Raw genomic sequence first — 11,988 nt, forward strand, 5'->3', positions numbered from 1 at the left:
ATCCCTTACAGGCAAAAAGGGGCAGGCAGCAACGGACAGGCTTTGCAGGGCGACAGGAAGAGCCTATCTTTCCCTCCATGAGTCCGAAACACACGCCTCCTTCTTCCCGCCGGCCAAAGGGCGGTGCCACGCCACCCCGCATCCCCGGCAAACCCCTGCGCCACTCCCGCACGCCCGGCACCCGGGATACGGCGGATGACGCCGCCACCTCCCAGACACTGCGAACCCAGACCGTAAAACTCCGCAAGGCACGGGGCCGCACGCCAGCGCAGCAGCGCTGGCTGAACCGCCAGCTGAACGACCCCTACGTGACAGCGGCACGACAGCAGGGCTGGCGCTCCCGTGCCGCCTTCAAGCTGCTGGAAATGGATGACCGCTTCCACTTCATCAGGCCCGGAAGCCGGGTGGTGGACCTCGGAGCTGCCCCGGGAGGCTGGGCACAGATTGCCGTCAAGCGTGGAGCTGCCAAGGTGATCGGCGTGGACCTGCTGCCGGTGGACCCGGTGCCGGGGGCCGAGATCATCGAGGGTGACTTCATGGAGGCCGACATGCCGGAGCGGCTCCAGGCCATGCTGGGCGGGCGGGCTGATCTCGTCATGTCCGACATGGCACCGAACACGACCGGCCATGCCGCAACCGATCATATCCGCATCATGGCCCTGGCCGAAAACGCCCTAGATTTCGCCCTGAAAATATTGGCCGAGGACGGAGCCTTCATCGCCAAGGTCTTTCAGGGAGGGTCCGAAAAAGACATGCTGGACCTGATGAAACGCAATTTTGCCGTCGTCAAGCACGTCAAACCCCCTGCCTCCCGCAAGGAATCGAGCGAGCTTTACGTCATTGCCACGGGTTTCCGTGGTGAGCCGTGAGTTCAACGACTATCCAGAACCGATTCGGAACCTATTTATAGGGGCGCTCTGCGGCCATCAGGACGCCTGCTTTGCCCTTCTGCCGATCGGTCTGGAGCAGTCCCTGTTTCCGATCCTGTCCCGCTGCGTTCCACAGGAATTCCCCCGGAACATTCCGAAGCACATTGCCCAGTTCTGGGACAGCCCTGAACCGCCGGAAGACGTCCGGGATGCCATGAAAGGCATCCGGAATGACAACCCGGCTTTCTCCTACCATCTGGAATGTGATGCCTCCGCCCGGGCGTTCATCCATGACCACTATGGCGCCAGCGTCACCGCCCTCTATGACGTCTGCCCTCACCCGGCCATGCGGTCGGACTTCTGGCGGCTCTGCTACCTGCATGTAAAAGGCGGCGTCTATATTGATGCGGATGTAACAAGCCGTGCCCCTCTGACAGACATAACCAGAGGCACACATTTCAGGACGCTGTTACCTTATTCCGTCGGCGAACCATGGTGCCTCGACAACGACGTGCTCATCCAGGAGGCTGGCAACCCTCTCATGCAGCCTATCATGGAAACCATGTTCCAACGGGTCCGGCACATTCTGGAAACCGGCTATTTTGAAAATGTCTGGGTCTCGACCGGCCCCGGCGCCATGGTTGTCGGCACGATGAGCTGGATCGCCCACACCCTGAAAAACCAGAAAGTTCCATTCCATGAGATCAGCCAGTTCCTGATGGCAGCAGGAATCGCCTTTGTTGCCCATCGTCAGGTCGAGCAGACACTCGATACCTGCTCACACTTTGCCTACCAGAGCACCAATGCCAACTGGCGAAAATTCATGAAGTGGCCTGACAGCAACACCCCCTGATCCCTGACAGCAGCATCCATCACCGTTCCGCTCCAGTCATCATTTCCTGCACGGCCTGCATCAGGACACTTCGCTCATGAGGGGCCGTGACATCGGCCAGCGTGACTTCATCCAGCACATCCATGAAAGCGAATCGGGCTTTCAACAGCGTTTGTTTCAGACGGCAGCCACCAACCAGAATGCAGCCAGAGGCTCCCTCCTCCTTGCCCATGCAGCCGACAAGGGCGAGATCATCCTCCGTGCAGCGGACAATGTCTCCCAGATAGATCTCCTCAGCATTCCTGCCCAAACGCAGCCCACCATTGCGGCCACGCAGCGTCTTGATGAAGCCGTGCCGCCCCAGCCTGTGCACGACCTTGACCAGATGATTCTCTGATATGCCGTACACGCGGGCAATCTCGCCAATGGAGACGAGACGCTCCTTCTGTGTCTCCAGATAGATCAGGGACCTGAAGGCATAGTCGGTATAGAGGGTCAGACGCATTCCGGGAGCTTCCTTCCGGTCGTGTTTCAGATGATCCGGCGTCACTCCAAGCCTGCATGCAAAAGAGGAGACGTGGTGGCAGTGGCTCCTTCTCCGAAACTAACAGAAAGATGACATCTGCCAACCTGTTTCCTTGCCTCGTCTCTTCCGGCTTGACAACGGCTGGTATCGACCTATTTTAAAGATGTATTTTGTATACATCTTTTAGAGAGTGTGATCCTTGTCCATTTCCCTCACCCCACAGACCCGTACCATCGTCAAAGCCTGTATTCCTGCCCTGGAGGCTCATGGCGTCGACATCACCAGAGAGATGTATCGCCGCCTTCTGAGTGATGAAAACATCCGAGACCTCTTCAACATCTCCCATCAGAAAAATGGCGACCAACCCAGGGCCCTGGCCTATGCCGTCCTCGCTTATGCCCGCCATATTGACGATCCCACGGCCCTGAAGGACATGATCGAGCGTATTGCCGAAAAACATGTCGGGCTGAACATCCTGCCAGAACATTACCCCCATGTTGGCACAGCGCTGCTTGGGGCCATTGCCCATGTTCTGGGAGAGCAGGCCACACCTGAAATCATGGAGGCATGGAAAGAGGCTTATGGTTTTCTGGCTGACGTATTGATCAACCGGGAACGGCAGATATATGAGGACCACGCCGCCAGAAAAGGCGGCTGGACAGGATGGCGTGCCTTCCGCATTGCCGATCGGCATGAGGAAACGGCTGACACCGTCTCCTTCATCCTTCAGCCGGTGGATGGCCAGCCCGTCATGCAGCACCAGCCGGGCCAGTATCTCAGCTTCCGGCTGGACATCCCTGGCCATGGCCCGGAGCGCCGCAATTACAGCATCTCATCAGCCCCGGCAGATGACCATTACCGCATCACTGTCAGGAAACAGGAAGACGGCGTCGTGTCCCGCTGGTTCCATGACGATGTCCGGGCAGGTGATACTCTGGATGTCTCTGCTCCAGCCGGTGATTTCTTCCTGCAATCTTCCTCCGAAAGACCACTGTGCTTCATCTCTGCTGGTGCAGGCATCACGCCTGTCATGTCCATGATGGAAGCACTGACCACCCGCACTTCACATCCGGCCATCCATTTCATTCATGGCACCCAGACAGCAGACAACGAAATTTTTGCCCGCAAAACCCATGGCCTGGCTGCCTGCGGAGCCATTACGGCAGACCTGTTCTACAGCCAGATGAACAGCCTTCCACAACGGACAGATGGCCTGAACTGCCATACTGGACGCCTCACACCCTCATGGCTGAAAGCGCATAAGGACAGACAGGCTGATTTCTATATCTGTGGCCCGACAGAGTTCATGGTCAGCATGATCCACACCCTGCGGGAGCAGGATATTCCCATGGATCGCATCCATTATGAAATGTTCGGCTCTGCATCCACCCCCTATCTCGTCACACAGGCCTGAACCTGTCCGACACCGCAACAACATGAAAAATGGGGCGGCACCATTATTGCCGCCCCATTCCTGCCTTGCGGGTTGAAAGCAACCTTCAGCCTGCCTCGGCCGGGCGAACCTTCTCCAGCAGCTTGGTCAGAGAAGCCAGAATCTTCCGGGCCATGCTGATACGCACGGCATTGGTCATTTCCCGCACCATGGCCAGCTTGTGGTCAGGCCGTATCTTCACACCGGCCTTCTCATTACGGGCAACCCAGCGGATCAAACCATCAGGGTTGCCGAACCTGTTCCTGCGGAACTGGAGGACCATGCCTTTCGGGCCTGCCTCCAGCCGCTCCACGCCCGTCTCACGGCAGAGCTTCTTGATCATCACGACATCCAGAAGGTTCTCCACCTCCTGCGGCAGAGGACCGAAACGGTCCACCAGTTCAACCCGCATGGCGTCCACATCCGCCTCATCCTTCAGGGCGGCAATGCGGCGGTACAGGCCAAGACGGACGGGCAGGTCCTTCACATAGTCCTCCGGCAGCAGCACCGGCAGGCCGAGGATGATGTTCGGCGTCCAGCCCGTATCTTCCTCCTCGCCTTCGTTCCTCATCCGGCGCAGGTCCGTCACGGCGTCCTGAAGCATCTGCTGGTACAGCTCGATTCCCACCTCCTTGATATGGCCGGACTGCTCATCCCCCAGCAGATTTCCTGCCCCTCGCAGGTCAAGGTCATGAGAAGCCAGCGTGAAGCCCGCCCCGAGGGAATCAAGCGTCTGCATGATCTCCAGCCGCTTGACGGATGAAGCCGACAGGACATGCGTCTGCGGCCAGGTCAGATAGGCATAGCCCCGCTGCTTGGCCCGCCCCACACGGCCCCGCAGCTGGTAAAGCTGCCCAAGGCCGAACATGTCCGCCCGATGAATGATGATCGTGTTGACCCGGGGCATGTCCAGCCCACTCTCCACGATGTTGGTGGAAAGCAGGATGTCGTATTTCCCCTCCGAGAACTCCGTCATCACCGTTTCCAGCTCGGTGGGAGTGAGTCGGCCATGAGCCTCCGTGATGCGGGCATCGGGCACGATCTCCCGCAGCCGATCGGCCATGTGCCGCATGTCCGTCAGACGGGGCACCACGCAGAAGACCTGCCCTCCCCGGAAGCGTTCCCGCTGGATGGCCTCATGAATCATCACCCGGTCAAAAGGCGTGATGAAGGTGCGTACGGACAGACGATCCGTCGGCGGGGTGGCGATCAGGCTCATTTCCCGCACGCCGGAAAGGGACAGCTGAAGCGTCCGTGGCAGGGGCGTGGCGGACAGCGTCAGCACATGCACGTCTTCCCGCAGGGCCTTCAGCTTCTCCTTGTGGGACACGCCGAAATGCTGTTCCTCGTCAATGATGAGCATTCCCAGCCGTTCGAACGACACGGCTTTCGAGAGCAGCGCATGGGTGCCGATGACAATGTCCACCGTTCCATCGGCCAGCCCTTCCCGCACCTTCGTGGCTTCCTTGGCCGTGACCATGCGGGAGAGCTGCTCCACCTTCACGGGCAGCCCCTCGAACCGCTTCCTGAAGCCGATATAATGCTGCCGGGCCAGAAGGGTCGTGGGTACGACCACCGCCACCTGCATCCCGGACATGGCCGCCACGAAGGCCGCCCGCAGGGCCACTTCCGTCTTGCCGAAGCCCACATCACCACAGACGAGCCGGTCCATCGGCTTGCCACTGCTCAGGTCCTCCAGAACGTCCGCAATGGCCCGTGACTGGTCTTCCGTCTCCATGAAGGGGAAACGGGCGCAGAATTCATCCCACATCCCTTCAGCCGGGGCCATGATGGGAGCTTCCTTCATGGCACGGGCCGCCGCCGTGCGGATCAGCTCTCCGGCCATTTCCCTCAGGCGGGTCTTCATCTTCGCCTTGCGGGCCTGCCACGAGCTACCGCCCAGACGGTCGAGCTGCACCGCCCCCTGCTCGGAGCCGAAACGGCTCAGCAGATCAATATTTTCCACGGGCAGAAGAAGCCGCTGCTCACCATCATACAGGATGGAGAGATAATCATGGGCCACACGCCCTTCCCGCACCGTCTCCAACCCGACATAACGGCCAATGCCGTATTCCTCATGCACGACAAGATCGCCCTCTGAAATCTCGCCGATCTGCGTGATGAAGTCATTGCCCTTGCGCCTGCGCCGGGGCGGACGGGCCAGACGTTCCCCCAGCAGGTCCTGTTCGGACACGAAGGCCAGACGCTCCCCGGTGAAGCCCCGTTCCATGCCCAGCACGACAAGCCCGACAGCCCCACGGGCCATGCCCGCCGCCTGCGCCCAGTCATCGAAACTCTCGCAGGGAATGTCATGGTCCCGCAGCAGGCTGCTGATCCGCTCCCGGGAGCCGTTGCTCCAGGCCGTCAGATAGGTCCGCCGTCCCTGCTTCGCCCAGTCCTGCACATGGGTGGAGAACTGGTGGAAGACCCCTTCCCGTCCGGCACCGCCCATGCTGGCAAAGACCGGACCCGGCCTGTACCCGGCATCCACGCCTTCTGCGCCATCGGGCTGGGCGAAAGGTGACAGCAGGACGGTGGGGTGACCCTTCAGCATCCCGTCCCAGCCATGACGGTTCAGATAGAGCCGGTGCGGTGGCAGGGGCCGATAGGGCAGCTCCCCCTCATGCCCGGCGGCACAGCGGGCCTGATAATGGTCGGCGATCATGTCCAGCCGTGCCGTCAGAATTTCCGGCGTGTCCCGTTCGAAACTCAGGGCGGCATCCGGCAGGTAATCCAGCAGGGTTTCCATATGCTGGCCGTCGCCGTCATGGAACAGTGGCAGATAATGCTCTGCTCCACTGGCCCTGCGTCCTTCCAGAAGCTGGCGGTAGAGAACATCCTCCATCGCTCCCACGCCGAACACATCCCGCCAGCCCGTCTGGAAGCGGCTCAGGCTGGGCTTGTCCAGCGCATATTCCGAAACCGGCGTCAGGCTGAACTCCGTCCGCTGGTCCGTGGACCGCTGGGTGGCGGCATCAAAACTGCGGATATTGTCCACCTCATCCCCGAAGAGGTCCAGCCGGACAGGCTCCCCGGAATCAGCGGGGTAAAGATCGAAAATGCTGCCCCTCATGGCGAACTCGCCACGTTCCATCACCGTATCCACACGGCTGTAGCCGTTGCCCACGAGCCGTTCCGCCAGACTGGTCGCATCCAGCGTATCACCGACCTTCACATGGATGGTCTGCCCCGCAAAGGCCGCACGGGGCGGCACACGCTGGAGCATGGCATGGATGGTCGTCAGCACAATGCGGCCCGTCTTGGGCCGTGGCTCCAGAAGGTGGCTCAGTGTGGCGGCACGCTCGGCCACGATGGAAGGATTGGGGGAAATCCGGTCATAAGGCAGACAGTCCCATGCCGGAAAGCGCAGGACGGTGACTTCCGGCATCAGCCAGCCCAGCATGTCCGCCAGAGACGCCAGGGCAGCGTCATCATGTGCCACATGAACAAGCGTCCCCTCATGTTCCGCCAGACGCTGACGGAGCAGGAATGCCACCGCCCCATCAGGCACCCCCCAGACTGTCGGACCAAAGGACGCAACGGCAGAACGATCAACAGGCATCAGGGCGGGCTCTCCACTAAGGACATTTTTATTATCGGCCGGTTCTGCTACCCTATAGCCCTCCACAGCCCCCCTGTCAGCCCGGAAGCCACCCGCCCCCGATGCCATGCCCCTAGCTCCCCCTTCCGCACGGATTGCGCCACTTCTGGCTCCCATCAGCAGCCTGCCGGGCACAGGCCCCCGCCACGCCACGATGCTGGGCCGGATCAGCGGCGGCAGGCGGATCATCGACCTGCTCTTCACCCTGCCAGAAAAGCTGATCGACCGGCGCAGGCTCATGAGCGTCGCCGAGGGGCGGAAACTGCCAGCGGGCGACATCCTGACAAGCCGTGTCCGTGTGACAGGCATCCGCCGCCCCGTCCGCTCCTCCCAGCCCACCATCCTGACCACCAGAGACAGCACCGGCACGCTGGAGATCACCTTCTTCCAGAAGGGGCGGCTCTTCCTCCCCCCAGAGGGGGCAGAAATCCTCGTTTCCGGCAAGGTCGGGCATTACCATGACCGGCTGACCCTCTCCCGCCCGGACCACATCATGGCCTGGGAAAAGAAGGACAGATTCCCGTGGCTGGAACCGGTCTGGCCCCTCACGGCCGGGCTGTTTCCCTCCACCGTGCGGAAAGCCATGCAGGCCGCCCTGGCCCTGATCCCGCCCGACCTCCCGGAATGGCTGGACCCGCCCCTGGTGAAAAAACGGAACTGGCCCAGCTTCGCCACGGCTCTTGGGCTGATGCACTTCCCCAAGACGCTGCCTTCCGACGACGACCCTACTCCCATTCTGGAGCGTGCCCGTGCCCGGCTGGCAGCCGATGAAGTTCTGGCGGACCAGCTCTGCCTAGGGCTGGCCCGGATGCAGGCCCGGACACGCACGGGCCGCCCGCTGGCGGGCGATGGCTCCCTGCGCCGTACCCTGCTTGAGCGTTTCGGCCATGAACCCACACCGGCGCAGCGACGTGTCATGGCCGAAATCGCAGCTGACATGGAGCGTCCCACCCCCATGATGCGCCTGCTCCAGGGGGATGTCGGCGCCGGAAAAACGCTTGTCGCCCTGACGGCCATGCTCCAGGCCGTCGAGGCCGGAACACAGGCCGCCTTCATGGCCCCGACGGAGATCCTTGCCCAGCAGCATGCCAGCACGTGCGAGGCCCTGTGCCCGGTGCCGTTCGTGTTTCTCAGCGGCTCCGTCAAGGGGAAGGCACGGCGGGTCGCACTGGCGAAACTGGCCGATGGCCATGCGAAGATCGCTATCGGCACCCATGCACTCTTTCAGGATGGCGTCACCTTTGCCGACCTCGGCCTGGCCGTCATCGACGAGCAGCACCGCTTCGGCGTGGAGCAGCGCATGAAGCTGGCCAGCAAGGGGGCAGCCACCGACCTGCTCGTCATGACCGCCACCCCCATCCCCCGCACCCTGCAACTGACGGAATGGGGCGAAATGGGCGTGAGCCGGCTGGACAGCAAGCCAGCCGGCCGCCAGCCCATCCATACGACCGTGCACAACATGGGCAAGCTGGACGACATCTTTGCCGGCATGAAACGGGCCCTGGACCAGGGGAAGCAGATCTTCTGGGTCTGCCCCCTCATCGAGGAGAGTGAAACGCAGAGTGCCGCAGCGGCAGAAGAACGCTGGGCGGAGCTCACAAAACGTTTCGGCCCCATCATCGGGCTGGCTCATGGCAGGCAGGACATCGACACGAGGCAGAACGCCCTGACGGCCTTCCAGAAAGGCCAGACCCGCCTGCTGGTCGCCACCACGGTCATCGAGGTCGGCGTGGACATTCCCAATGCCACCATCATGGTCATCGAACAGGCCGAACGCTTTGGTCTGGCCCAGCTGCATCAGCTGCGTGGCCGTGTCGGCCGGGGGGCACAGAAATCCTTCTGCCTGCTGCTGCACAGTGAAGGCACCAGCTTCACAGCCCAGCGTCGCCTCCACCTCCTGCGGGATACGGAGGATGGCTTCCTGATTGCCGATGAAGATTTCCGCATCCGTGGTGGTGGCGACCTGACAGGCAACCGACAGTCCGGCCTGCCGGGCTTCCGGCTGGCCGACCCGACCCGCCTCTCCCTGCTTCTGACAGCCATGCGGCAGGACAGCCAGCGTGAACTCACCCGCAACCCCGACCTGACAGGGCCAAGGGGAGAGGCCCTCCAGGACCTCCTGCATCTGTTCGACCGGGCCATACCGGACAGACTGCTTGTATCTGGCTGAAATAAAAGACTGTCACAGAAATTGTTAACAATATTTGTTCAGCCATAAACTTACATTATTGTCATCTCTACGAAGGAGTGGCCTACAATTAGACTTCCAGACGACGCAGCATAATAACGGCAGAAAAAATTATCGTAATTTCATCTTTTTCCTTGTGGCTTAATTGAAAAAACATGCTACCGTCAGAAGTGGAACATGCAGGCATGTTTCCAACATAATGACCCTGAGGGAGCGGATCGACCGCTTCCTCCCTGATGACCCCAGTACGGGACGAGACCCTTGAGAAATAATAGATCCGACCGCAGCTCCTTTTCCTCTCGCCGCGGCGGTTTTGACCGCGATTTCATGACCCAGCCTTCCTATTTTGATGATCGCGGCAGTTACGATGCCCCGCGTGGCGGTGGTTTTGGCGGTGGCGCCCGCCGTGGCGGTGGCCGTGGTGGCCCGCAGATCACCCCGACAGGTCCGGAGATCACCGGTACCGTCAAATGGTTCAACACCGAGCGTGGCTTTGGCTTCGTTGGCCTGAGCGATGGCAGTGGCGATGTTTTCCTCCATGCCAACACGATCAGCGCCCTCGGCCATGCTGAGCCTGCACCGGGAACGACCGTTGTTGTCCGTGTCGGCCAGGGGCCGAAAGGCCGCCAGGTGGCTGAGGTGATTTCTGTCGATGCCAGCACGGCCACAGCAGAAGCCCCCCGTCGCCCTGCCCCCATGCGCCAGGAACGTTTCCATCCTGCTCCGGACCTGTCCCAGGCCGAGGAAATGCGTGGAATCGTCAAGTGGTACAACACCACGAAGGGCTTCGGTTTCATTACGCCTGAGACAGGTGGCAAGGATGTGTTCGTCCACGCCTCTGCTCTAGAGCGCTCTGGCCTGCATGGTCTGGCTGATGGCCAGCAGATCGGCATGAAGGTTGTTCAGGGACACAAAGGCCCTGAGGCTGTAGAGATTACAGCTGAATAAGACAGTCTTCCGCATCCGCTGAAGAAAAACCCCACGGCCCGCAAGGAACGTGGGGTTTTCTGTATCCTCTGCCCACAACCAGCAGAAACGGGCATCCCATCCTGCTACTACTGGCCCCGGGGCAACTTTAACGGGGAATTCCCCTCAATAATCTCCACGCCCTTTGTTACGGAGCAGACGGGCCTTGTCTCGCTGCCAGTCACGGTCTGCAATGGCATGGCGTTTGTCTTCCTTCTTGCGCCCCTTACCAAGACCAAGTGTCACTTTGGCTACACCACGGGCATTGAAGTGAATGTCCAGCGGGACCAGTGAAGCCCCGGCTCTGGTGACCTCTCCAATATATTTGGCCAGCTGTTTGCGGTGCAGCAGCAGCTTGCGAGGAGCCCGTGTATCAAACCGGGACAGCACCCCTCCCTGATATTCCGGAATATAGGAATTGATGAGCCACAGCTCACCATTCCGTTCTACGGCGTAGGCCTCGGTCAGTGTTGCTCGGCCCATGCGAAGGCTCTTGACCTCCGGCCCCTTGAGAACAAGACCCGCTTCAACCGTTTCCAGAATGGTATAGTTGAAACGGCCCTTCCTGTTCTGCGCAGCGATGCCATGGGAAATGAGCCCACCTTTTGTTTTTTTCTTGCTGGCTGCCATGGTCCGTCTTAATCCAGAAGGCCAAGTGAACGCAGAGCCTCGTCCACACGCTTCTTCGTTCCTTCCATCGGCTCCACCATTGGCAGGCGCAGCGTGGATTCGCACAACCCGAGACGGGACATGGCGTACTTTGCCGGGGCTGGGCTGGTCTCGGCAAACAGGGCATCATGCAGCGGCAGCAGCCTGTCCTGAAGAGCAATGGCCTCCTGCACCTTCCCTTCCCGCCAGAGACGATGGAGCTGGGAGCAGAGATCCGGTACCACGTTGGACGTCACACTGATGCAGCCGTGCCCTCCGGCGGCCAGAAAGGACAGGATGGTCCCATCCTCACCAGAAAGCTGGTTGAAGTCCGCCCCAGCCTCCCGCCGCACGGCCAGCGGACGGGAAAGATTGGCCGTAGCATCCTTCGTACCGACAATGTTCGGGTGCTTGGCCAGACGCCCCAGAGTCTCCGGCGTCAGGTCCACAACGGAACGGCCCGGGATGCAGTACAGCCAGAGCGGCAGCGGCGTGGCATCAGCCACCGTCATAAAGTGGCGGTACAGCCCTTCCTGCGTCGGCTTGTTGTAATAGGGAACGACCACCAGCAGGGCATCGGCCCCCACCTTGTGAGCATGACGAGCCATACCCACAGCCTCATGTGTGCTGTTGGAGCCTGCTCCGGCCATCACGAGCGCACGGCCAGCAGCCACCTCCACACAATGCTCCACGACACGGCCATGTTCCGCATGGGAGAGCGTCGGGCTTTCCCCCGTTGTCCCGGACGGAATGAGGCCTGTCGTACCACCCTGGATCTGACGCTCGATCAGCCTGGTAGCGGCCTGCTCGTCCAGCGTACCGTCCTTCTTCATGGGGGTGATCAGGGCGGTCAGCGAGCTGTGGTACCGTTCATTGATATTCTGTGCCATCTCTTTACTCTCCACCCTTGTCCCTGCTCATAAAAA

General features: G+C 60.9%; 9 protein-coding genes. 5 read left to right on the top strand and 4 right to left on the bottom strand.

The window, feature by feature from the left end:
- The first annotated feature begins 77 nt into the window (after nt 1-77).
- Nucleotides 78-869: an RlmE family RNA methyltransferase gene (locus CO583_RS02335; protein WP_043560413.1), complete on the top strand. Its 792-nt coding sequence runs from the start codon at nt 78-80 to the stop codon at nt 867-869.
- Nucleotides 859-1,722: a glycosyltransferase gene (locus tag CO583_RS02340; protein WP_249103112.1), complete on the top strand. Its 864-nt coding sequence runs from the start codon at nt 859-861 to the stop codon at nt 1,720-1,722. The genes CO583_RS02335 and CO583_RS02340 overlap by 11 nt, the downstream gene beginning before the upstream one ends.
- Before the next feature lie 19 nt (nt 1,723-1,741).
- Here CO583_RS02340 and CO583_RS02345 read toward each other — a convergent pair whose 3' ends face one another.
- The gene (locus CO583_RS02345) at nt 1,742-2,206 is read right to left on the bottom strand and encodes an Rrf2 family transcriptional regulator (RefSeq protein ID WP_081563464.1); all 465 of its coding nucleotides are present in this window, start codon (nt 2,204-2,206) and stop codon (nt 1,742-1,744) included.
- A gap of 220 nt (nt 2,207-2,426) precedes the next feature.
- Here CO583_RS02345 and hmpA point away from each other — a divergent pair, with 220 nt between their 5' ends.
- Nucleotides 2,427-3,641 (top strand): NO-inducible flavohemoprotein, encoded by a 1,215-nt coding sequence (gene hmpA / locus CO583_RS02350; RefSeq protein WP_086431040.1) that lies wholly within the window; start codon nt 2,427-2,429, stop codon nt 3,639-3,641.
- An 85-nt stretch (nt 3,642-3,726) separates the two neighbouring features.
- On the opposite strand, the gene mfd is transcribed toward hmpA, so the two are convergent.
- Nucleotides 3,727-7,221, bottom strand: a complete 3,495-nt coding sequence (gene mfd / locus CO583_RS02355) for a transcription-repair coupling factor (RefSeq protein WP_103765481.1) — start codon at nt 7,219-7,221, stop codon at nt 3,727-3,729.
- A gap of 106 nt (nt 7,222-7,327) precedes the next feature.
- On the opposite strand from mfd, the gene recG reads away from it, so the two are divergent.
- A complete protein-coding gene (recG, locus tag CO583_RS02360) occupies nt 7,328-9,430 on the top strand; it encodes an ATP-dependent DNA helicase RecG (protein WP_248630441.1) in 2,103 nt (700 codons plus the stop codon).
- 279 nt (nt 9,431-9,709) lie between these two features.
- On the top strand, nt 9,710-10,396 hold the full coding sequence (locus tag CO583_RS09195) for a cold-shock protein (RefSeq protein ID WP_081563082.1): 687 nt from the start codon (nt 9,710-9,712) through the stop codon (nt 10,394-10,396).
- Nucleotides 10,397-10,540: 144 nt separating this feature from the next.
- On the opposite strand, the gene smpB is transcribed toward CO583_RS09195, so the two are convergent.
- Complete coding sequence (gene smpB / locus CO583_RS02375; protein WP_081563081.1) at nt 10,541-11,044, bottom strand: SsrA-binding protein SmpB; 504 nt, start codon at nt 11,042-11,044, stop codon at nt 10,541-10,543.
- Nucleotides 11,045-11,052: 8 nt separating this feature from the next.
- Nucleotides 11,053-11,952 carry a 4-hydroxy-tetrahydrodipicolinate synthase gene (gene dapA, locus CO583_RS02380; protein ID WP_248630440.1) on the bottom strand — a complete coding sequence of 300 codons (900 nt, stop codon included), beginning with the start codon at nt 11,950-11,952 and terminating at the stop codon, nt 11,053-11,055.
- Nucleotides 11,953-11,988: the final 36 nt, after the last annotated feature.

This window comes from Parasaccharibacter sp. TMW2.1882, assembly GCF_023337635.1.
GTDB lineage: Bacteria > Pseudomonadota > Alphaproteobacteria > Acetobacterales > Acetobacteraceae > Bombella > Bombella apis.

What these genes read in the sequence shown, in the direction of transcription:
- CO583_RS02335 (WP_043560413.1), top strand. Translation starts at nt 78, where the DNA reads ATGAGTCCGAAACACACGCCTCCTTCTTCCCGCCGGCCAAAGGGCGGT.
- CO583_RS02345 (WP_081563464.1), bottom strand. Translation starts at nt 2,206, where the DNA reads ATGCGTCTGACCCTCTATACCGACTATGCCTTCAGGTCCCTGATCTAT.
- mfd (WP_103765481.1), bottom strand. Translation starts at nt 7,221, where the DNA reads ATGCCTGTTGATCGTTCTGCCGTTGCGTCCTTTGGTCCGACAGTCTGG.
- recG (WP_248630441.1), top strand. Translation starts at nt 7,328, where the DNA reads ATGCCCCTAGCTCCCCCTTCCGCACGGATTGCGCCACTTCTGGCTCCC.
- smpB (WP_081563081.1), bottom strand. Translation starts at nt 11,044, where the DNA reads ATGGCAGCCAGCAAGAAAAAAACAAAAGGTGGGCTCATTTCCCATGGC.
- dapA (WP_248630440.1), bottom strand. Translation starts at nt 11,952, where the DNA reads ATGGCACAGAATATCAATGAACGGTACCACAGCTCGCTGACCGCCCTG.